The organism is Actinomyces sp. oral taxon 175 str. F0384, assembly GCF_000223355.1.
Lineage (GTDB): Bacteria > Actinomycetota > Actinomycetes > Actinomycetales > Actinomycetaceae > Actinomyces > Actinomyces oris.
On the sequence record NZ_AFUR01000001.1, the window covers coordinates 616,944 to 637,392 of the forward strand.

General features: G+C 70.3%; 21 protein-coding genes. 11 read left to right on the top strand and 10 right to left on the bottom strand.

What is annotated here, in order from left to right:
* Positions 1–46: 46 nt before the first annotated feature.
* Positions 47–214, top strand: a complete 168-nt coding sequence (locus HMPREF9058_RS12940; RefSeq protein ID WP_009396029.1) for a DUF3117 domain-containing protein — start codon at positions 47–49, stop codon at positions 212–214.
* A gap of 139 nt (positions 215–353) precedes the next feature.
* Here HMPREF9058_RS12940 and HMPREF9058_RS02590 read toward each other — a convergent pair whose 3' ends face one another.
* Entirely contained in the window at positions 354–989 is a 636-nt protein-coding gene (locus HMPREF9058_RS02590) for an O-methyltransferase (protein WP_009406302.1), read from the bottom strand.
* Positions 990–1,148: 159 nt separating this feature from the next.
* On the opposite strand from HMPREF9058_RS02590, the gene HMPREF9058_RS02595 reads away from it, so the two are divergent.
* Entirely contained in the window at positions 1,149–2,039 is an 891-nt protein-coding gene (locus tag HMPREF9058_RS02595; RefSeq protein ID WP_009405626.1) for a twin-arginine translocase TatA/TatE family subunit, read from the top strand.
* Between the two features lie 95 nt (positions 2,040–2,134).
* On the opposite strand, the gene HMPREF9058_RS02600 is transcribed toward HMPREF9058_RS02595, so the two are convergent.
* The 3 genes from HMPREF9058_RS02600 to HMPREF9058_RS02610 all read right to left on the bottom strand — a co-directional run bounded on the left by HMPREF9058_RS02600 (position 2,135) and on the right by HMPREF9058_RS02610 (position 5,204).
* On the bottom strand, positions 2,135–3,277 hold the full coding sequence (locus HMPREF9058_RS02600; RefSeq protein WP_009406015.1) for an Mrp/NBP35 family ATP-binding protein: 1,143 nt from the start codon (positions 3,275–3,277) through the stop codon (positions 2,135–2,137).
* A gap of 69 nt (positions 3,278–3,346) precedes the next feature.
* Positions 3,347–3,919 carry a DUF1003 domain-containing protein gene (locus HMPREF9058_RS02605; RefSeq protein ID WP_009405905.1) on the bottom strand — a complete coding sequence of 191 codons (573 nt, stop codon included), beginning with the start codon at positions 3,917–3,919 and terminating at the stop codon, positions 3,347–3,349.
* Positions 3,912–5,204 (bottom strand): CBS domain-containing protein, encoded by a 1,293-nt coding sequence (locus tag HMPREF9058_RS02610; protein WP_009406206.1) that lies wholly within the window; start codon positions 5,202–5,204, stop codon positions 3,912–3,914. Before HMPREF9058_RS02610 ends, HMPREF9058_RS02605 begins: the two co-directional genes overlap by 8 nt.
* Before the next feature lie 79 nt (positions 5,205–5,283).
* Between HMPREF9058_RS02610 and HMPREF9058_RS02615 the strand changes: the two genes are divergently transcribed.
* Positions 5,284–6,090: a general stress protein gene (locus HMPREF9058_RS02615; protein WP_009747515.1), complete on the top strand. Its 807-nt coding sequence runs from the start codon at positions 5,284–5,286 to the stop codon at positions 6,088–6,090.
* Between the two features lie 29 nt (positions 6,091–6,119).
* Complete coding sequence (locus tag HMPREF9058_RS02620) at positions 6,120–6,968, top strand: sugar phosphate isomerase/epimerase (RefSeq protein WP_009406370.1); 849 nt, start codon at positions 6,120–6,122, stop codon at positions 6,966–6,968.
* Positions 6,969–6,974: 6 nt separating this feature from the next.
* Here the strand turns inward: HMPREF9058_RS02620 and HMPREF9058_RS02625 are convergent, their stop codons facing one another.
* From HMPREF9058_RS02625 to HMPREF9058_RS02640, 4 genes are all read right to left on the bottom strand, one after another.
* Positions 6,975–7,949, bottom strand: a complete 975-nt coding sequence (locus tag HMPREF9058_RS02625) for a cation diffusion facilitator family transporter (protein WP_009405458.1) — start codon at positions 7,947–7,949, stop codon at positions 6,975–6,977.
* Complete coding sequence (locus tag HMPREF9058_RS02630; protein ID WP_009405901.1) at positions 7,946–8,317, bottom strand: helix-turn-helix transcriptional regulator; 372 nt, start codon at positions 8,315–8,317, stop codon at positions 7,946–7,948. Before HMPREF9058_RS02630 ends, HMPREF9058_RS02625 begins: the two co-directional genes overlap by 4 nt.
* A 79-nt stretch (positions 8,318–8,396) precedes the next feature.
* Positions 8,397–10,022 carry an aminopeptidase P family protein gene (locus HMPREF9058_RS02635; protein WP_009747277.1) on the bottom strand — a complete coding sequence of 542 codons (1,626 nt, stop codon included), beginning with the start codon at positions 10,020–10,022 and terminating at the stop codon, positions 8,397–8,399.
* A gap of 67 nt (positions 10,023–10,089) precedes the next feature.
* Entirely contained in the window at positions 10,090–11,190 is a 1,101-nt protein-coding gene (locus HMPREF9058_RS02640; protein ID WP_043537590.1) for a Gfo/Idh/MocA family protein, read from the bottom strand.
* 57 nt (positions 11,191–11,247) lie between these two features.
* Between HMPREF9058_RS02640 and HMPREF9058_RS02645 the strand changes: the two genes are divergently transcribed.
* Positions 11,248–12,093 carry a PHP domain-containing protein gene (locus HMPREF9058_RS02645; protein ID WP_009747356.1) on the top strand — a complete coding sequence of 282 codons (846 nt, stop codon included), beginning with the start codon at positions 11,248–11,250 and terminating at the stop codon, positions 12,091–12,093.
* A 56-nt stretch (positions 12,094–12,149) separates the two neighbouring features.
* Complete coding sequence (locus HMPREF9058_RS02650) at positions 12,150–12,779, top strand: MarC family protein (RefSeq protein ID WP_009405594.1); 630 nt, start codon at positions 12,150–12,152, stop codon at positions 12,777–12,779.
* Positions 12,780–12,846: 67 nt separating this feature from the next.
* Here the strand turns inward: HMPREF9058_RS02650 and HMPREF9058_RS02655 are convergent, their stop codons facing one another.
* Complete coding sequence (locus tag HMPREF9058_RS02655) at positions 12,847–14,523, bottom strand: DEAD/DEAH box helicase (protein ID WP_009747336.1); 1,677 nt, start codon at positions 14,521–14,523, stop codon at positions 12,847–12,849.
* A gap of 264 nt (positions 14,524–14,787) precedes the next feature.
* Here HMPREF9058_RS02655 and HMPREF9058_RS02660 point away from each other — a divergent pair, with 264 nt between their 5' ends.
* From HMPREF9058_RS02660 to HMPREF9058_RS02670, 3 genes are all read left to right on the top strand, one after another.
* Positions 14,788–15,465, top strand: a complete 678-nt coding sequence (locus HMPREF9058_RS02660; RefSeq protein WP_175284685.1) for a ferritin-like fold-containing protein — start codon at positions 14,788–14,790, stop codon at positions 15,463–15,465.
* Positions 15,466–15,632: 167 nt separating this feature from the next.
* Positions 15,633–16,283, top strand: coding sequence for a hypothetical protein (locus HMPREF9058_RS02665; protein ID WP_003789699.1), 651 nt, complete (start codon positions 15,633–15,635; stop codon positions 16,281–16,283).
* 38 nt (positions 16,284–16,321) lie between these two features.
* Positions 16,322–17,533, top strand: a complete 1,212-nt coding sequence (locus tag HMPREF9058_RS02670) for a hypothetical protein (RefSeq protein ID WP_009406313.1) — start codon at positions 16,322–16,324, stop codon at positions 17,531–17,533.
* A gap of 74 nt (positions 17,534–17,607) precedes the next feature.
* Here the strand turns inward: HMPREF9058_RS02670 and HMPREF9058_RS02675 are convergent, their stop codons facing one another.
* Positions 17,608–17,796: a CsbD family protein gene (locus HMPREF9058_RS02675; protein ID WP_009405641.1), complete on the bottom strand. Its 189-nt coding sequence runs from the start codon at positions 17,794–17,796 to the stop codon at positions 17,608–17,610.
* Positions 17,797–18,059: 263 nt separating this feature from the next.
* Here HMPREF9058_RS02675 and HMPREF9058_RS02680 point away from each other — a divergent pair, with 263 nt between their 5' ends.
* Together HMPREF9058_RS02680 and HMPREF9058_RS02685 are read left to right on the top strand one after the other, a co-directional pair.
* Entirely contained in the window at positions 18,060–19,508 is a 1,449-nt protein-coding gene (locus HMPREF9058_RS02680) for a cytosine permease (protein ID WP_009406154.1), read from the top strand.
* Positions 19,505–20,389 carry a purine-nucleoside phosphorylase gene (locus tag HMPREF9058_RS02685; RefSeq protein ID WP_009747626.1) on the top strand — a complete coding sequence of 295 codons (885 nt, stop codon included), beginning with the start codon at positions 19,505–19,507 and terminating at the stop codon, positions 20,387–20,389. Before HMPREF9058_RS02680 ends, HMPREF9058_RS02685 begins: the two co-directional genes overlap by 4 nt.
* Positions 20,390–20,449 lie beyond the last annotated feature (60 nt).

The following is a 20,449-nucleotide window of genomic DNA, read 5'->3' on the forward strand; positions in this document are numbered from 1 at the left end:
GGTCGCGCGGCGATGTGCCCGCGCAACACTGACGAAAGGTGAGCACATGGCTGCCATGAAGCCCCGGACCGGAGACGGCCCCCTCGAAGTCGTCAAGGAAGGCCGCGCCATCATCATGCGGGTTCCGCTTGAGGGTGGTGGTCGACTCGTCCTCGAGATCACGGCCGATGAGGTCAAGGCACTCGGAGAGGCCCTGGCCAACGCCAAGATCTGACCGATCCTGGCGCCCGGGGGCAGCCGGTACCACTGGAGCCTCGGCGTCGAGGAGCCGGTGGCCGAGCCATCCAGCCTCGCGAGAGAGGGCCGGACCCACTGCGGGTCCGGCCCTCTTCCTCGTTCCGCCCAGTTGGCGGTCAGGTCTGGCGCACGGAGACGAGCAGGCCGTCTCCGACGGGCAGCAGTGTGGTCAGCAGCGCCCGGGAGGCCCGCAGCGCCTTGCCGAGCTCACGGGCTGCCACGGTGGTGACGTCGCGGCGGGCCGGGTCGGCCACGTGGTCGTTCCACAGGGCCCGGGTGACGGCTAGGACCCCACCGGGGCGCAGCATCCGCAGGGCGTTGGAGGCCAGGAGAATCGCCTCCTCCGGGGCGACGTCGAGCACCACCATGTCGTAGGAGCGGGCCGCCATCCGGGGCATGACGTCCGAGGCCCGCCCCTGGATGATGCGGGTGCGCGAGGAGGGATAGCCGGCCCCGTCGAAGGCGCGACGCGCCTCGCGCTGGAGCTCGGGCTCGACATCGATCGTGGTGAGGACCCCGTCAGTGCCCATGCCGCCCAGCAGCCACAGGCCCGAGACGCCGGTGCCGGTGCCGACCTCGGCCACGGACTTGGCTCCCACTGAGGCGGCCAGCATCCGCAGCGCGGCTCCGGTCCCCGAGGACACCGGGGTGATGCCGAGCTCGAGCCCGCGTATGCGGGCCTGGGCGGTGGCCTCGTCCTCCGCGGTGAAGTCCTCCGTGTAGGACCAGCTCAGCGTCTTGTCCGCACTCACTGTGAGCCTTTCTTCTGCTGCGGGGTGCCAGGCGCACCCCTCAAGCCACATTGTTCCAGGTGTTCGGCCCGATAGGCGGAAGGGCGCTCGCCCGGGTGAGTCCGCCGGTAGGCGAACCGAGGCGGATTCGGACCGGTGGGACTCCCTATACTGAGCGGCGTGTTCGGCATCAACGGATCTGAGTTCCTCGTCATCATCCTGGTGGCGGTGATCGTGGTGGGGCCGCAGCGCTTGCCCGAGTACACCCGCAAGCTCACGCAGATGGTGCGTCAGCTCCGGGTGTTCCTGGACAACGCGCGCAGCCAGATCGCTGAGGAGGTCGGCCCCGAGATGGCCGACCTGGACCTGTCCAGCCTCGATCCGCGCCAGTACGACCCGCGCAAGATCGTGCGCGACGCCCTGGGGGAGGACATCGACGCCATCCGCGAGGATCTCGCCCACCCCTTCCGCTCCGTCGGCTCAGCCGCCAAGGAGATGTCCGACGACGCCGCACAGGCTGTCAACGACGTGGTCAAGAAGGATCGGGCCACGTCGCTGAGCAAGCAGATCGAGGCCAAGCGCGACGAGCGGCTGGCCGAGAAGGATGCCGAGAAGGCTGAGAGCAGCGGGAGCACCGAGGGCTCCGAGAACTCCGAGAGCACTGAGGGTGTCGAGAACGCTGAGAGCCCGCAGAGCGCTGAGCAGGCAGCTGCCGCTCCGCCGCGGGGAGTGCTCCAGCAGGCGGATGACATCGAGGCCGAGGTCGAGTCGGCTGACGGGTCTGACGAGGGCGAGCTGGAGAAGACAGAGGTCGAGCAGCCCGAGGAGGCCGACGTCACCGAGGACGCGGAAGACGCGGAGGACACTGAGCAGCCGGAGCCGGTGGAGGTCCCGACAAGCCTGGTTGAGCCGCAGGCCGCTGCCTCTGGTGAGGATGCAGGGGACGCCACCGCGGCGGGTGATGACTCCCGTACCGGCGTGCGTCCTCTGTCCCCGCGTGACATCGTGCGCGCCGCCAACGCCGCGGCCCGCACCCGCGCTGAGGCTGCGCGCGTCGCCGTCGACTTCTGACCCTTCCGAGCTCCGCCCCCCATCGAGTCGGGAGGAAGAGCCGTCGGGCGACGCGACGAGTGCCGGTCTCGGTGAGAGAGCCGGTGGGGCCGGCTTCAGGCCGGGGTGACCCCCAGGCTCTTGCCGGCCAGACCACGGGAGCGGTGAGTCAGGCGCTGGGCCACTGCGGACAGCTCCAGGGCCGCGGGGGCGTCGGCGGCCGGCTTGCCGTCCTCGGCCACGGTGGCCGGCAGTCCGGTGTCGGATCCCTCGCGCAGGCGGATGTCCAGCGGCAGCTGGGCCAGCAGAGGCACCTCGTAGCCGAGGGTCTCGCTCAGGGAGGCGCTGACGATCTCGCCCCCGCCGGAGCCGAAGATCTCCAGGCGTGAGCCGTCGGGCTGGGGCATGTAGGACATGTTCTCGATGACGCCCACCACCTTCTGGTGCGTCTGGGTGGCGATGAGGCCGGTGCGCTCGGCGACCTCGGCGGCGGCCGTCTGCGGGGTGGTGACCACGAGGATCTCGGCGTTGGGGAGAAGCTGGGCCACGGAGATCGTTACGTCGCCGGTGCCGGGCGGCAGGTCCAGCAGTAGGACGTCCAGGTCGCCCCAGAACACGTCGGAAAGGAACTGCTGGACGGCGCGGTGCAGCATGGGGCCGCGCCAGACGACCGGCTGCTTGTCCTCCACGAACATGCCGATGGAGATGACCTTCACCCCGTGGGCCACCGGCGGCACGATCATGCCGTCGAGCTGGGTGGGCACCCGGTCCACTCCTAGCATGCGGGGGATGGAGAAGCCGTAGATGTCGGCGTCGACCACGCCCACGCTCAGGCCCTGGGCGGCCATGGCGGCGGCGAGGTTCGCGGTCACTGAGGACTTGCCGACCCCGCCCTTGCCGGAGGTGACGGCGTAGACCCGGGTGAGGTTGCCCGGCTGGGTGAAGGGAACCACCGGCTCGGCGGCCCCTCCGCGCAGACGGCGCCGCAGCTCGGCCTTCTGCTCATCGTTCATGACGCCCAGGCTCACCTGGACCTCGGTGACCCCCTCGACGGCGCTGACCTCGCGCCGGGTGTCGGCGGTGATCGTGTCCTTCAGGGGGCACCCGGCCACGGTCAGGAGCACCTCGACACTGACCGCGCCGTCCTCGGCGATGTCAACGGAGGAGACCATTCCCAGGTCGGTGATGGGGCGGTGCAGCTCGGGGTCGATGACCCTGGCCAGCGCCTCCATGACGGCGTCATGAGTCGGTTGCGTCATGGGCCCATCCTAGGGGTGCCGCCGAGCGCCACGACAGGTGGCGAGTCCCACGTGAGGGCGGCACGCCCCTCACTGAGCGGTGCGCTGCCCAGGTGCGGTGTCGGGCTCGTCGTCGCCGCTGTCCTGGAACTCGGCGATCTCCTCACGGGTGAGGCGCTCCTCGGCGAGGATCTCGCTGAGCATGTCGCGAAGTTCGCTGCGCACGAAGTCGCGGGTGGCGACGTCGTTCATGGCCAGGCGCAGGGCGGCGATCTCCCGGGTGAGGAACTCGGTGTCCTCCAGGTTGCGCTGGGCGCGCTGGCGGTCCTGCTCGGCGGTGACGCGGTCGCGGTCGTCCTGCCGGTTCTGGGCCAGCATGATGAGGGGGGCCGAGTAGGAGGCCTGGGTGGAGAAGGCCAGGTTGAGCAGGATGAAGGGGTAGGGGTCCCAAGCCTTCTGCATCTTGGCCAGCACGAGGTTCGCCGCGATCCACACGATGACGAAGATCGACATGTAGAGCACGAACTGGGGTGAGCCCATGAAACGGGCGGTGGCCTCAGCGAAGCGGCCGAAGCCGTCGGAGCGCGAGGCGTGGGCCGGATGCGTCCTGCGCAGCCACCGCAGGCGACTGTCGGGCAAGGGCTGGTCGAGCTGGTCAGGCATTGGCGCCCCTCTCGATCGTCTCGTCGGTGACGGCCTCGTCGGCCACGCGCCAGTCGTCGGGCATGAGGTGGTCCAGGACGTCGTCGACACTGACGGCGCCCAGCAGTCGACCGGCGTCGTCAAGGACCGGCAGGGCCGTCAGGTTATAGGTGGCTAGCAGGCGGGTGACGGTACCGATGGAGTCCTCGGGGCGCACGGAGTCGACGTCGGTGTCCACGATAGAGCCGACCATGCGCTGGGGGCGCTCGCGCAGGGCCCGCTGGAAGTGGATCATGCCCACGAACTTGCCGGTGGGGGACTCCAGGGGCGGGCGGCACACGAAGCCGACGGCGGCCAGGGCGGGAGGGACCTCGGCCTTGCGGGACTGGGCCAGGAAGGTCGCCACCGTCGACTCGGGGGGCAGGATGATCGGCTCGGTGGTCATCAGGCCACCGGCGGTGTACTCGTCGTAGGCCATGAGGCGGCGCACGTCCTCGGCCTCCTCGGGCTCCATGAGGCCCAGCAGCTCGGTGGCCTTGAGCTGGGGGAGGTCGGCGACCAGGTCGGCGGCGTCGTCGGGCTGCATGGCGTCCAGGACGTGGGCGGCGCGACCGGCCTCCAGGCGGGACAGGAGGGCGACGGCGTCCTCGTTGCCGAGCTCCTCCAGGACGTCGGCCAGGCGCTCGTCGGTCAGCTCGGCGGCCACGCGCATCTGGCTGTCCTGGGGAAGGTCGCGCATGACGTCTGCCAGGTCGGCGGGCTTGAGGTCCTCCAGGGTGGCCAGCAGCGCGGTGGCGCCCTGCTGGTCGGCGCTGGCGGCCAGGCCGCTGACCTCGTCGGGGCGCACCGTGAAGGTTTCCCCGCGGCGCAGGCCCAGGGGACCCGAGGAGGCCCGCTGGACGAACAGGCGGGTCACCTTCCAGTCCATGCCGCGGTCGCGCTCAATGGCCACGTCCCGCACCGTGACGTTCCCCGAGCCGTCGCGCATGGTGACCACCCGGTCCAGCAGCTCGCCGACGACCAGGGTCTCCACGTGGCGCTGGGTAAAGCGGCGGATGTTCATCAGGCCCGTGGTGATGACGGCTCCGGGCTCGATCGCGGTGATCCTCGACAGGGGCAGGAAGACGCGGCGCCGGCTGGAGACATCGATGACGAAGCCGACGGCCCTGGGCTCTCCGCGCATCTGCAGCAGGACGACGACGTCATGGACCTTGCCCACCGCGTCGCCCAAGGGGTCGAAGACGGAGGTGCCGATGAGGCGGGCCACAAAAACCCTGCTGGTCGTGCGCGTCCTGGTGTTCTCCACAAGCCAAGCCTATGCGCCTGAGGCGTGATTGCCTGCCGACGGGTCCGTACCGCGTGCCCGCGCGTGCGACGATAGCCCCATGAGCGCCAATCCGAGCCCGTTGTCCTCCCTGACCTCGTCCAGCGGTGGTGTCATGCCCCAGGGGGAGGAGGTGGCCTCCTTCGCGACCTACCCCGAGGCGCAGAGGGCGGTCGACGCCCTGTCGGACCAGGGCTTCCCGGTGCAGCACCTGGCGATCATCGGCACCGACCTGCGTCAGGTCGAGCGCATCACCGGACGCATGAGCTGGGGGAGGGCGGTGATGTCGGGGGCCATGAACGGCCTGTGGATCGGGATGTTCTTCGGCATCATCATGTCGGTGGCCGCCAGCAGCGGTCCCAGGCTCAACTTCTGGGCCTGCGTCCTGCTGGGGGTGCTGTGGGGGATCGTCTTCCAGCTCTTCAGCTATGCCCTGACCCGGGGGCGCCGTGACTTTACCTCCATCAGCCAGGTCGTGGCCTCGCGCTACTCGATCATTGCCGCCCGGGAGGTTCATGAGGCCAGCCAGGCCCTGGCCGATGTTCCGGGCAACCTCGCACGGGGGGCAGGCACGCTGCGGCGCTCCCAGGAGCGGCGTCGGGCACGGGAGGAGGCTCCCGGGCCGACCGCCTTCGGGTCGCGCCCCGACGAGCAGCCCCGCTTCGGGGTGCGCCTGCCGCAGCCCGGCAGCGACACTGCTGAGCGGACCTCCACCGTCTCGGCCGGCTCTGCCTCCGGAGCCCCGGCCGCTGCCGAGGACTACGACCCCTTCCTGCGCCCCTCGCGATCAGAGGATCGCAAGGAGCCGGGGACTTCGGCGTCGTCGCAGGAGACCGGCGATGAGACCGGCTCCGGTGACGAGGGCTGACCGGTGCTGAGGGACGAGGGAGCGCGACAATGAGCATTCCGGTGGGGCTGTCGACCGCCTGTGTGGTTCCCGGCAGTGTTCCCGACACCTTCGCCATCGCCCAGGAGCTGGGCTACGACGGCGTCGAGATCATGGTCTGGAGCGAGAAGGCATCCCAGGACGCCACCCGGCTGGCGGCCCTGGTGGAGAAGCACGACCAGCCGGTGCTGGCGGTCCACGCCCCCACGCTGCTGGTGACCCGCGGGGTCTTCGGCGTCGATCCGTGGGACAAGGTGGATCGCTCCATCGAGCTGGCCCACTACCTCGAGGCGCCCACGGTGGTGCTGCACCCGCCCTTCTTCTGGCAGACCCGTTACGCGCGCTCCTTCATCGCCGGAGTCGCGCAGCGCGAGGCGACCACGGGCATCCACCTGGCGGTGGAGAACATGTTCACCTGGCGGCCCCGCCACGCCCACTCCACGCGTGACTTCCAGGCCTACTCGCCCACCTGGGACCCGGTGGGGCAGGGTTACAAGTCGGTGACGCTGGACATCTCCCACGCCGCCACCTCTGGCTCCGACGCCCTGGCCATGGCCCGTGCGCTGGGGCCCACGCTGCGCCACCTGCACCTGACCGACGGCGTGCCCGGGCCCCTGGACGACCACCTGCTGCCCGGGCAGGGCAACCAGGACTGCGCCGGGGTCCTCAAGCACCTGGTGGCCACCGGATTCGAGGCCGGAGGAGGACAGGTCGTCGTCGAGGTGACCACCCGCTCCATGACGGCCGCCCAGCGCCTCGAGGGTCTCGCCAGCGCGCTGGCCTTCGCTCGTGAGCACCTGGAGGGCGGGGAGCCGGCCCACATTCCCGAGCCGACTCGGAAGCGCTACCGCCGTTCCTGACCCGGCCTAGCAGTAGGCGGCCTCATGCTCGAGGTGCGAGACAGGCTCGAGCTGGAGGGTCGCGTGCTGGATCCTGACCGGGAAGTGCTCGGCCACGCAGTTCTGGAGCCGGTCGAGGATCTCCTCGGTGTGACCATCGCGCAGGCACTCGTCGCGCACGACGACGTGCGCGGTCAGCACCGGCATGCCCGAGGCGACGGTCCACGCGTGCAGGTCGTGGACCTCCTCGACGTGGTCGATGCCGAGCATGTGCGAGCGCACCTGCGCCAGGTCCAGCTCCCGGGGGGTGAAGTCCATGAGGACCGCCAGGGCCGAGCGCAGCAGCGTCACCGCCCGGGGCAGGATGAGGACGGCGATGAGCAGGGAGGCCACGGCGTCGGCCCGGGTCCAGCCGGTACGGGCCACGACGGCGGCGGCGATGATGACGCCCACCGACCCCAGGGCGTCGTTGAGGACCTCCAGGAGGGCGGCCCTCATGTTGAGGTTCTCGCCGTGTCCGTCATGCCCCCGGCCGCCGGAGAGAACCAGCAGCGCAATGACGTTGGCAACCAGGCCGATGACACCCATGACGAGCATCCCCGAGGCCTCGACCTGCGGGGCCACCAGCAGGTTGTGAACCGCCTTGAAGGCCACGAAGAGCCCGACGACGGCGAGCATGCCCGCCTGGAGCGCGGCCCCGATGACCTCGGCGCGGCGCATGCCCCAGGTGGAGCGGTCCGTGGCCGGACGCGTGGACAGATGGGCGGCCGTCAGGGCCATGGCCAGGCCGGCGACGTCGGTGAGCATGTGCCCGGCGTCGGCCAGCAGCGCCAGCGATCCGGTGACAAGAGCGGTGACGATCTCGGCCACCAGGACGGTGGCCGACAGGCACAGGGCGACCAGGAGCCGCCCACGCGAGGCCCCGGCGCCGTGGGCGTGCGAGTGACCGCGGGAGTGGTGGTGGGAATGGGCGTCGGGCTCGTGGCCGGCTGGGGTGCTCACTGCGGCTCCTTGCCCCGGCTCGCTCCGTCCGCGGAGATGACGGCGGCCAAGGACTCGGCAGCGGCCAGGACCTGCTCGATGGCCTCGGGGTTCTCGATCCGGCTGACGTTGGCCCGTCCGTGGGAGTGGCTGGAGATGAGACCGGCGCTGCGCAGGATCGCCAGGTGCTGGGAGACGGTCGACTGGGCCAGGCCCAGGTGCTCGGTCAGTTCCACCACCCGGTGCTCGCCGCCGTGGAGGTGGCGCAGGATCGCCAGGCGGGTGGCGTCCCCCAGGACATCGAGCAGGGAGGCCACGGTGGAGGCCTCGCGCACAGCACCGTGGTCCTGGGGGCGGTCCTCGGGCAGCAGCCCATGTTTCATCGTCATGCGGCGATGCTATCTACGAATAGCGATGAGCGGCAAGGGAGGTGACCGAGCAGTCAGTCAGTCGGCAGTCAGTCGGCAGTCAGTCGGCGATGAGTCCGCTCACCCAGGCCTCGACCTCCTCCACGGTGCGGGGCACGTCCTGAGTGAGGCGCTCCACGCTGCCGTCCTCGCGCACCACGACGTCGTCCTCGATGCGCACGCCCGTGCCACGCATCTCGGCGGGCACCAGCAGGTCGTCCTCGCGGAAGTACAGTCCCGGCTCAATGGTGAAGCACATGCCCGGCTTGAGCTCGGCCTCCATGTACATCTCGCGGCGCGCCTGGGCGCAGTCGTGGACATCCAGGCCCAGGTGGTGGCTGGTGCCGTGCACCATCCAGCGCCGGTGGTACTGGCCTTCGGGGGCCAGGGAGTCGGCTGCGCTGACGCCCTCGGGCAGCATCCCCCACTCCTCGAGGCGGGCGGCGATCACCTCCATGGCGGCGGCGTGGACGTCCTTGAAGCGGCAGCCCGGGGTGCCCGCACGGGCGAAGGCGGCGTCGGCGGCGTCGAGAACCGCCTGATAGATCCGGCGCTGAGCCTCGGTGAAGCGACCATCGACCGGGATCGTGCGAGTGACGTCAGCGGTGTAGAGGGAGTCGACCTCGACACCGGCGTCCACCAGGACCAGCTGGCCGGGCTCGACGGCGCCGTCATTGTTGATCCAGTGCAGGGTGTTGGCGTGGTTGCCGGCCGCGGCGATCGTGTCATAGCCCAGGCCGTTGCCCTCCTCACGGGCCTTGGCCCCGAAGGCCCCCTCCAGGACCCGCTCACCGCGCCAGTGGCCGCGGGCCCGGGGGATGGAGCGGATGAGGTCGTCGAAGCCGGCCTTGGTGGCGGCGACGGCGGCACGCAGCTGGTCGATCTCCCAGGGGTCCTTGACCAGGCGCAGCTCGCTGGCGGCCTCGGCCAGACCGGCGTCCACCTCCGCGGCGCCCTGGCCGGTCTGCAGCCCGACCTTCTCCCGCGTGGTGGTCACCAGAGCGGTGACGGACTCATCGGCCTCGGCCACGACGCGCAGCTGCACCGCGTCGGGACCGGCATCCTTGGCCAGCGCGTCGGGCAGGGAGTCGATGTGGGCGCAGCGCATGCCGGTGGAGGCCTCGACCTCCTCCAGGGAGGGCCGCACCCCCACCCACAGCTCGCCGTAGCGGGGGTCGCCGTAGAACTCCTGGCTGGATCGCGAGGCCCTGGGCCGGAAGTAGAGGACCGCCTCATGCGTCGGGGCGACGTCGTCGGTGTCATCGGAGCCGTCCGGGGAACCGGCGTCCTGACTCGGCTTGGTGAGGGGGTCCAGGACGAGCACGGCATCCGGCTCGAAGTCCGTGCCGGTTCCGGCCAGGTGGGCGAAGGCGCTGTGGGGCCTGAACCGGTAGTCGCAGTCGTTGTTGCGCACCTTGAGCGCGCCCGCGGGCAGGACCAGGCGCTCGCCGGGGAAGAGCCTGCCGAGGGCCTCACGGCGGGCGGCCGCCCAGGGGGCCGCCTCGCTGCGGGAGGGCAGACCCTCGGGACGCGGGCCCCACCCCGAGCCGATGAAGTCGCGGAAGGCCTGGTTCTCGGGCTGGCGGGACCGGTTGGAGCCTCGCGCCGCCAAGGACTGGGGGGCCTCCTGCGAGGAGGCGGGGGTCTCGTCGGACGGGCGGTTGTCTGCGGGAGAAGTCGATGCCATAGGGGCATCATTCCACTGTTGGGCCCCAACCGGCGCTCGGTGGGGTACTCAGGAACGCTGGGGCGGCTCAGTCCTGCTCATCGGCCGGGAAACGCACCCCCACCTGGCGGCGAGCCTCCTGCAGGACCCCGACCGCCGCCACGGAGCGGCTCAATGGGTGCAGATCGGACTGGCGCGCTCCGGCCCGCACCAGGCGGCACACCTCGGCCAGTTCGTAGGCGAGCTGGTGACCGGGCGCCTCAGCGCCGCGCTCAACCGACAGGTCCTCATCCGTGCCCGTCGCCGCCGCCGGGCCGTGCAGCCCAATGCGCCGGGGCCACTGGCAGTCGTCAATGCTCAGCACGTCATGGTCCCCGGCGAAGCTCGACTGTGTCCCCGGGGAGGTCTTGGAGTGCAGGCAGACGACCTCCAGCCCGGCGTGCTCACCGCAGTCATAGGACAGGACCGCCGTGCCTCGTGCGTCGACACCGCACTCCAGCAGCGTCCCCGTGGCCGTCACCCGGTCCGGCTCACCGAAGAGGTGAATGGCCAGGTTGACCGGGTAGATGCCCAGGTCCATAAGGGAGCCGCCGCCCAGAGCCGGATTGAAGGCCGGCGGCAGGCCACCGGAGCGGTAGACCTCCATCCGCGAGGAGAACTGCTCCTTGGACAGCACCGCCCGGTGCAGCCGCCCCAGCCGCGGCAGCTGTTCGCGCAGCCGGGCCACTCCGGGCTCGAAGGCGGACAGCCACCCCTCCATGAGGAAGCGGTCGGCCGCCTGTGCTGCCTCCACCATCGCCTCGGCCTGCGAGCGCGTCAGGGCGAAGGGCTTCTCCACCACCACGTGGAAACCTGCCTCCAGGGCCGCGATCGCGTGCTGCGTATGCAGGGAGTTGGGGGAACCCACATGGATGACGTCGATCGGGTCGGTCGAGCCCGGGCCGTGGGCGGTGAGCATCTCCTCAAGCGAGGCATAGGCATGTGGAATTCCGTACTCGGCGGCGAAGGCGGCGGCGCGCTCGCGGTGGGCGGAGGTGACGGCCACGATCTGTGCACCCGGCTCGCGGGCGACGGCCTCGGCGAACCAGCGGGCGATGAAACCGGCCCCGATCACCCCGAAGCGGACCGGGGCGTCGTCGGTGCGCCGCGTGGTGGGCACAGTACTGCTCATACGGCTCGACTCGCTCATGCCGTCCAGTCTTCCACGCCTCCCTGCGCGCTGCCCGCACTTACCTACACTGTCCCGGTGCGCATCGACCCCCACACCCACTCGGCCTGCTCCGACGGCACCGACTCGCCCGCCGAGCTCATGGAGAAGGCGGCCGAGGCCGGCCTCGACGTCGTCGGCCTGACCGACCACGACACGATGGCCGGCTGGCAGGAGGCGGCCCAGGCCGTCCCGTTTGCCGGTGTCGCCCTGCTGCGCGGCACCGAGATCTCCTGCGCGGCCGACGGGGTCACCCTCCACCTGCTGTCCTACCTGCACCGGGCCGACGACGCCGGGCTGGAGGCCGCCTTCGCCCGCGCCCGCCGCTCGCGCGACAGCCGGGCCCAGCGGATGGTCGAGCGCCTCAGTCAGGACTACCCGGTCACCTGGGAGGACGTCCTGTCCCAGTCGGCCGACTCCCACACGATCGGCCGGCCCCATATCGCCGATGCCCTGGTGGCGGCCGGATCCTTCCCTGATCGTAACGCCGCCTTCGCCGGGCCGCTGGCCACCTCCTCGCCCTACTACGTGCACCACTGGGCGCTGGACCCGGTGGAGGCCTGCCGCCTGGTGCGCGCCGCCGGTGGGGTCCCGGTGGCGGCCCACCCGCGCGCCGCCTCCCGCCAACGCCGCCTCGTGCCCGATGAGACCTTCGCCCAGATGGCCGAGGCCGGCCTGGCGGCCCTGGAGATGAACCACCGCGACCAGGACCCCGAGCAGCGAGAGCAGGTCCGCCTCCTGGCCCAGCGCCTGGGCCTGGGGCTGTCGGGGGCCTCGGACTACCACGGCACCGGCAAGCCCAACCGCCTGGGGGAGAACCTCATGCCGCCCGAGCTGCTGGAACAGATCCTTGACGAGGGCGCCCTCGACCTCGTCCGCCCCTGAGGGCCGACCGGCCACGGCACCCGACTTCCGCCGAGCGGCGGTGATAGAAACGCCCCATGCTGCAGTCCGTCTTCGACACCACGGTCTTCGCCACGACCTTCACCACGCTCTTGGTCATCCAGGACCCGTTGGGCGCCATCCCGATCTTCCTGTCCCTGACCTCGCGGCAGACACCCCCTGAGCGCGCCGCCTCTGCACGCCAGGCCACGGTCGTCTCCTTCGCCGTCATCGTGCTCTTCGCAGTCTTCGGACGCTACATCCTGAAGTTCCTGGGGATCTCGGTGCCCTCTCTCCAGGTGGCCGGCGGACTGCTGCTGCTCCTGGTGGCCCTGGAGCTGCTGACCGACAAGGTCGATGAGAGCCCCGACCCCGAGGCCGTCACTGCCAACGCCGCCCTCGTGCCCCTGGGCACGCCCCTGCTGGCCGGGCCCGGCGCCATCGTCGCGGCGATGGTCGCCGTGGACACCACCGGAGGCGGGGTGGCCGGGTGGGTCTCCGTGACGGCCGCGATCATCGGCACGCACATCGCCATCTGGGCCTCGCTGCGCTTCTCCCTGGGGCTCAACCGGGTGCTGGGCACCTCCGGCATCCGGATCCTCACCCGGGTCATGGGACTGCTCCTGGCGGCCATCGCCGTCCAGATCATGGCCGACGGCGTCTTCGCCTTCCTGGCGACCCGCCTCTGACCCGGCTCCGCCCCGGAGACGGACAGCGGCTGAGACCCACGTGAGTCTCAGCCGCTGCTTGTCAGTCCTACTCGCCGGCGGTCCCGTCAACCGGGCGGCCGCCGCGCGTGCGCTTACGGGTGCGCTTGCGCCGGGGCTTGGCCTCGCCGTCGGCGGAGCGCCGGGAACGCTCACCGCGCTTGGAGTCCTTGGCGCCCCTGCCGCCGCGGCCCCGGCCGCGCTCCGAGCGCCCGCCCTGCCGGCCGGACTGCTTGCGCCCATGCTTGCCGGTCTCACCCAGGTCCTCGATCTCCTCGGCGTCGAGCCCCTCCAGGGTGCGCTTGTGACGGGGCAGGCGGCCGGTGACCTTCTCCGGGATCGACAGGTCGGAGAACAGGTGCTCGCTGGTGTGGTAGGTCTCCACCGGCTCCTCGATGGGCAGGCCCAGAGCCTTGGCGATGATCCGCCAGCGCGGCACGTCGTCCCAGTCCACGAAGGTGACCGCCGTGCCGGAGTTGCCGGCGCGTCCGGTGCGCCCGATGCGGTGGACGTAGATCTTCTCGTCCTCGGGGCACTGGTAGTTGATGACGTGGGTGACGTCGTCGACGTCGATGCCCCGGGCGGCCACGTCGGTGGCCACCAGGACGTCCACCTTGTTGTTGCGGAAGGCGCGCAGGGCCTGCTCGCGGGCCCCCTGGCCGAGGTCGCCGTGCAGTGCCCCGGTGGCGAAACCGCGGGCGCGCAGGTCGTCGGCCACCCGGGCCGCCGTGCGCTTGGTGCGCGCGAAGATGATGGTGCGCCCGCGCCCCTCGGCCTGGAGGATCCGGGAGACGACCTCCACCTTGTTCATCGAGTGGGTGCGGTAGACGACCTGCTGGACCGTCTGGACGGTCATACCCTCGTCGCCCGGGTCCTGGGCGCGGATGTGGGTGGGGCGGGTCATGTAGCGGCGCGCCAGGGCGACCACGGCCCCGGGCATGGTGGCGCTGAAGAGCATCGTGTGCCGGTCGGCGCGGGTGCGGGCCAGGATCTTCTCCACGTCGGGAAGGAAGCCCAGGTCCAGCATCTCGTCGGCCTCGTCCAGGACGACGGTGGTGACGTGAGCCAGGTCCAGCACACCGCGCTCCATGAGGTCGATGAGGCGGCCGGGTGTGCCCACGACGACCTCGGCTCCCCGCTCGAGGTCCTCGATCTGGGGCTCGTAGGCGCGCCCTCCGTAGACCTGGACGATGCGCACGGTCCGCTTGGCGGCAGCCGTGGACAGCTCCTCGGCGACCTGCTTGGCCAGCTCGCGGGTGGGCAGGATGACCAGGGCCTGGGGGCTGCCGGAGGCGGGATCCTCGTCCCAGCCCTCCTCCCCGGGACCCAGGGTGTCCATGAGCAGGGGGATGCCGAAGCCCAGGGTCTTGCCGGTGCCGGTCTTGGCCTGACCGATGATGTCCTGCCCCTCCAGGGCCACTGGCAGGGTGAGGGCCTGGATGGGGAAGGGGTGGGTGATGCCCTTGGCGTCCAGGGCTTCGCAGATCTCCGGCTCGACACCGAAGTCGGCGAAGGTCTTGCGGCTCAGGTCGGTCTGGTCGCCCTCGTCGGTGATGTCGGGAGTGGCCTCGTCCAGGACGGGGGCGTGGGCGCCGGCCGTCTCGATGATCCCGGACGGGGCGGTCGTGGCGCCGGCAGCGGCGTCGGCACCCTCGATGGTGGTCTGGTCGTCTGTGGAGTTGTGGTCGGGCTCGACGGCGTCGGCCCCGTGCTGCTCGTTGCTCACGAGGTTCCTTGTCTTCTGATCGGGTTGAACCGCTCCGGCGCGGCTGTCGCTCGCGCGCACAGTCGGGTGCGCTGCGTGGGCGTTGGCGCCGTCGGATCTGGCAGCCGATCGCGAGTCATATCTGAGTCCATCTGACGACCGGGCAACCGTGGACGCCGTCAGCGTAGCGGGAAAACATGATGATGGCCTGTCTGGATGGGGAGGTGCGCCGTCGGCGTGGTCGATGTCACGGCTGTGCTTCACGCACGGCAAGACCTGGATACGATGGTGGCCATGTCCCAGATGCCGACTCCGTCACCTCAGCCCAGCGCCTCCACCCCGATGCAGGTCGGGCCTCACGAGTTGTCGGTCGTCGGCGTCGTCGCGATCTCCCGGACGGCGGCCTGCACCCGCTACGCCAAGGATGCCGACCGGGCTCCGCGGATGACGGCCCGGGTCGACCTGCTGCGCATGAGCGCCTGGGAGGTCGCCTCCTTCGACCGGGTCGTGGAATTGGCCGCGACCCACGGCATCGACGCCCTGGGGGCGGCCGAGCGCTTCACCGACGTGCTGGGCGACTTCGACGAGCGGCTGCGGCCACTGGACTGGGCCGAGCGCCTGCTCAAGACCTACATCACCTTCGGGCTGCTCATCGACTTCGGGATGGCGCTGAGCGAGTCGTTGGAGGATCCCTTGCGCAGAGGGCTCGTCCACGAGCTCAGCCAGGACCCGATCAGCACCTACGCCGTCGCCGAGCTGGAGGAGGTCATTGCGGCCGACCCACAGCTGGCCGCCCGGCTGGGGCTGTGGGGTCGGCGCGTCATCGGTGAGGAGATCGGAACCTTCCAGAGGCTCCTGGGGCAGTTCCCCGAGCTCCTCGGGCAGATGGCTCAGGAGCAGCTCCACTCGGTGCTGACCCAGGGGGCGGTCTCGCGCATGAGAGGGCTGGGCTTGAGGGTCTGACCGTCTCTCAGCACGTCCGAGCGGCTAAGATGTGAAGTGCCCAACAGTGGAGTAGTGCCCGTGTCGGTGGCGTGACAGGACCCGGGCTGCGTTGGGTAAGGTGTCCGCATCCACATCCTCATCACCCGATGTGAGAGCCGTGGCTCTCACATCCTGAAGGAGTTCCCATGAAGCGAAGCGTATGGATGGCCGCGTCCGCGGCCGTGGCCCTGTCCGTCGTCCCGGTCGGCGCGGCTGCTGCCGAGACGGACCCCGCTCCTGCCGCCGAGCAGGTGGCGCCGCAGTCCGGTGGCGCGAAGGCCGACGCTCCCCAGCCCGACACCCCCTCCCCGGCCGCTCCCAAGCCCGATGGCGACAAGCAGCCTGCCCCCGCCCCCGAGCCTGCTCCCGCCCCCGCGGAGGACGCGGGCAAGGCGGCACCTCAGGCTCCGGGTGCCAACAACGCCGCGGCGCAGCAGGAGAACAAGCCGGAGGCTCCGGCTGAGCAGTCCCAGCCGAACCAGGGCGACCAGCAGCAGGGCGATCCTGCCGGTTCCCAGGCTGCTCCCGAGCAGCAGGCCCCGGCCCCCGAGCAGTCCTCTGAGGGAGGTGCCCCTGCGGCGGCCGAGGAGAGCGCCCCCCAGGGCGCTGCGGAGGCTCCCGGTGAGCAGGCCGCCGCACCCCGCGAGCAGGCTGCCTCTGGCCAGCAGGGCACCGCCACCGCAGGTCGCTCCACCCTCGCTCAGACCGGAGCGGGAACGACCGCCGCTTGGATGGTGCTGGGCACCGGTGCGACAGGCGCCGCCATGCTCATGGCTCGCCGTAGGCTGACCTACTGACACACATCGGTCCTTGACGTTGAGGAGAGGTCTGGCCCATGGATGACCGGATGCTCGACGGGGACAGGGTGCTGTGGTTCATCGGCGGCAGTCCTGAGCGTGCTCAGGAGGCCCTTGCCGCCGGACACGCCTGGACGCCCGAGCAGCGTGCGCAGCTCGAACAGATCGCAGCATCTGCCGGATATTCCCCTCAGCAGCCTGCCGGGTACCCGCCTGCTCAGCAGCAGATGCCCGTTCAAGAGCCCGCGCCCGTGTACGGGGCGCCTGCACAGCCCGCGGCCTTTGATGGCGTATTCGGAGGCGACGGTGCTCATGGCGGCACTGTGGACTACGGGGCGGCTCAGCCGACTCAGCCTGCTCAGCAGCCGGCTGCGGTCGCGCCGCTCCAGCCGCAGATGGCGACACCGACGCAGCCTCAGCCGCAGGGTTACCGGCTTCAGCCGTTGCCCGCGGTGACCGAGATGGAGGCGCCGCAGAGCGATGTCTCCCAGTACCCGAGCAGTGCTCCGCGTCGCGGTTGGGTCCTCCCGGTCGTAGCGGTCAGTGTGCTCGCCCTCGGGCTGGTGGGGGGTGCCCTGGGAGGCCACTGGCTGTGGCCCGGTAAGGACGCGGAGGCTCCGTCGTCCCCCGCTGCGGCGGCCCCCGCTGCCAACAAGCCTACGACCCTGCGCGCCGGCAGCGGTTCCTTCGTCTGCTCCTCCGGCGGCACCGGAGTCTCCTGCTGGGGCGCTGACGCCCAGGCCAACACTCAGGGCGCACGTGTCTCGCCGACGGCGGTGCCCGGCCTGGAGAAGGTCAAGGTCTCTGCGCTGAGCGTGGGCAAGGGCTTCGCCGTGGCCGTGGACGACTCGGGCAAGGTATACGCCTGGGGCGCCAACGAGGTCGGCCAGCTCGGCAAGAAGACTGATGAGGCGCTGGTGAACCAGGCCGTGGAGGTCGGCAAGCTGCCGGCCGCTCCCACCGCGCTCGTCTCCGGTTACGAGCACACCTGTGCGCTCGCCAAGGGCACGGTCTGGTGCTTCGGCTCCAACCGCTACGGACAGGTCAACGGAACTGTCTCCGACACCCCATCAGGGCTGGTGCAGGTGGACAAGATCGACGGGGCCAGCCAGATCGGCACCTCCGGCTATGACACGTGGGCCACGGTTGACAAGGGGACCTGGACCTGGGGGAACAACTCCTGGGGGCAGGCCGACCCCTCGCAGAGCGTGGTCAACGTGGCGCCGACCCTGATCCCTGCGAGCAGCTGACGCCGGTATCGGCAACGCAGTAGCGCCCAGCCTCCTTCAGGAGGCTGGGCGCTCGACGTATGTCGCGACGACGCTTACTTGTCGCCCTTGAGGTGGTTGACCGCACCCTTGATGGCGTCCTTGGCGTCCTCGGCGACCTCCTTGATCTTGCCCTCGGCCTGCTGGAGCTTGCCCTCGGTCTCGGTCTCCTTGTTGCCAGTGACCTTGCCCGCGGCCTCCTTGGCCTTGCCGGCGAGCCTGTCGAAGGTTCCGTTGTCGCTCATGAGAGCTCCTTTCCGTAGTGAGTCTCCACGAGGTGGAGACGTGGAGGATGGCTCGACTATACAGGTGTACATCTGAGACGGGACCCGATATCCAGTGAGAGTTTCTATGGAGATCGCCTCAAGCGTGTGACATATCCTATTTTGTTGGGGATGTGGTTGCTCAGTTCGTCTCTCCGGTGTCGTTCGGCGCATCTCAGTGCCCGTAGACTTCAGGCACCTCTCCTTCGAGAGCCACCTGATACCGACATCGAGGTCGATCACCCATGAGCAGTGCACCCGCAGACGTCCCCGCCGCCACCCGAGTCGAGAACGCCGGTCTTGACGTCATCTCCGAGTCCGATCGCAAGGGACGGCCGAGCGATCTCTTCATGCCCTGGTTCGCGGCCAACATCTCCGTGCTGGGACTGTCCTGGGGCGCCTGGGTCCTCGGATTTGGACTGTCCTTCTGGCAGGCGGTCGTTGCGGGCAGCGTCGGTGTCATCGTCTCCTTCCTCCTGTGCGGCGTCGTGGCCGTCCTGGGCAAACGAGGCAGCGCCCCCACCCTGGCACTGTCCCGAGCGGCCTTCGGCTACAACGGCAACCGCCTGTCCGCGGCCCTGTCCTGGATCCTCACGGTCGGCTGGGAGACCGTCCTGTGCGTCTCCGCCACCCTGGCCTCGGCCACGGTGTTCCAGGCCCTGGGCTGGCACAACCAGGTCGGTGCCCAGATCCTGGGCTTCCTGCTCACTGTCGGCCTGGCCGCCAGTGCCGGCATCCTCGGCTTCGAGGCGATCATGAGGGTCCAGACCTGGATCACCTGGGCCACCGGTGTCCTCACCATCATCTACCTCGTCCTTGTCGCTCCCCAGATCAGTGTCCACAGGATTCTGGCCCTGCCGTCGGGCGGCCCCGCGGCCTTCATCGGAGCCCTGGTCATGGTGGCCACCGGCTTCGGCCTCGGTTGGGTCAATGCCGCTGCCGACTACTCCCGCTACCTGCCCCGCAAGGCCTCGACGGCCGGCGTCATCGGCTGGACCACGCTGGGATCGGCACTGCCCTGCGTGGTGCTCGTCTTCTTCGGCATCCTCCTGGTGGGTTCCGACGCCGAGCTCGGCCAGGCCATCAACACCGACCCCATCGGCGCCCTGACCACGATCCTGCCCACATGGTTCCTCATCCCCTTCGCGATCGTCGCCATCCTGGGGCTGGCCGGCGGCATCATCATGGACCTGTATTCCTCGGGCCTGTCGCTCCTGGCGACCGGCCTGCCCGTGCGCCGGCACGTGGCCACCTCCATCGACGCCACCATCATGACCGTGGGCACCATCGCCGTCATCTTCGGTGCCGATGACTTCCTCGGCCCCTTCCAAGGGTTCCTCACCACCCTGGGAGTCGTCATCGCCGCCTGGGCCGGAGTCATGGTCGCCGAGGTCATTCTGCGCAAGCGCGACTACGACGAGGAGGCCCTCTTCACACCCGACGGCGTCTACGGCTCAGTCAACTGGGAGGCCATCGTCCTCGTGGCTGCCGGTTCCGTCGTTGGCTGGGGGCTGGTCGTCAACTCGGCCGCCTCCTGGTTGTCCTGGCAGGGCTACCTGCTCGGGCCTCTCGGGGGCCGCGACGGGGCCTGGGCCGGAGCCAACCTCGGTGTGCTGGCCGCTCTGCTCATCGGTGTGCTCGGGCACCTTGCCCTCGGCCGAGGCCGGATCGCCCTCCAGGAGGCCCGTTCGTGAACGACAGGGCCACAGGCTTCGCTCTCGAGCCTGAGCGTCTGGAGGCCCTGAGCGCCTCTGCCGGCGCAGAAGGCCCGGGCCCGGCCGTGGAAGGCGCCCACCAGATCGCCCGACGCACCGGCGCACCTCGCCACGACCTCCTGGTGGTCCTGGGGTCCGGCGCCGCTGACGCCTTGGCGTCCTGGGGTGAGCCGGCTGCGAGCATGCGCCTGTCCGACTTGCCCGGGGTCATGGTCCCGGTCGCGCCGGGACATGAGGACCGCCTCGACTCCTATGTCGTCGCTCGTGGCCGGAAGGTGACTGGACAGGAGGTCGGGGGAGGTCGGCGCGTCCTCGTGGCCCGCGGACGGACCCACCTCTACGAGGGGCACGGGCCCGGACCCGTGGTCGCCCTGTCCCGTATCGCGGCCGCAGCCGGCGTACGTGAGGCCGTCCTGGTCAACGCCGGCGGCTGCCTGCGCAGCTGGCACATCGGCGAGGTCATGACGATCACCGACCACCTCAACCTCACCGGCTCCTCACCCTTCGACGGCCCGGTCTTCACTGACGTTCGCAGTGTGTGGGACGACGAGCTCGCTGACGTCCTGCGCGGTGTCACAGAGAGGTCAGGCGTCTATGCCGCTGTGCGCGGGCCGGAGTATCAGACCATGGCGGAGACGCGAATGCTGGAGTCCGCCGGTGCCGACTGTGTCGGCATGTCCACCGTCCTGGAAGCCATCGCCCTGCACCAGCTCGGGGTGCGCGTGGCCGGCATGAGCGTCGTCTCCGACCTGTCCTTCGCCCAGGCGCCCACCGATCCCGACGAGGTTGTCCGACTCGCGGCCGGTGCGCACACGACGATCGCCGCCGGCACCGAGGCGGTGCTGGCGGCGATGTCCTGAGCTGCCGACATCGACGATGCTCTCGGCCGGTAGCGATCTGAGACGTGTCTGGGACGCCCG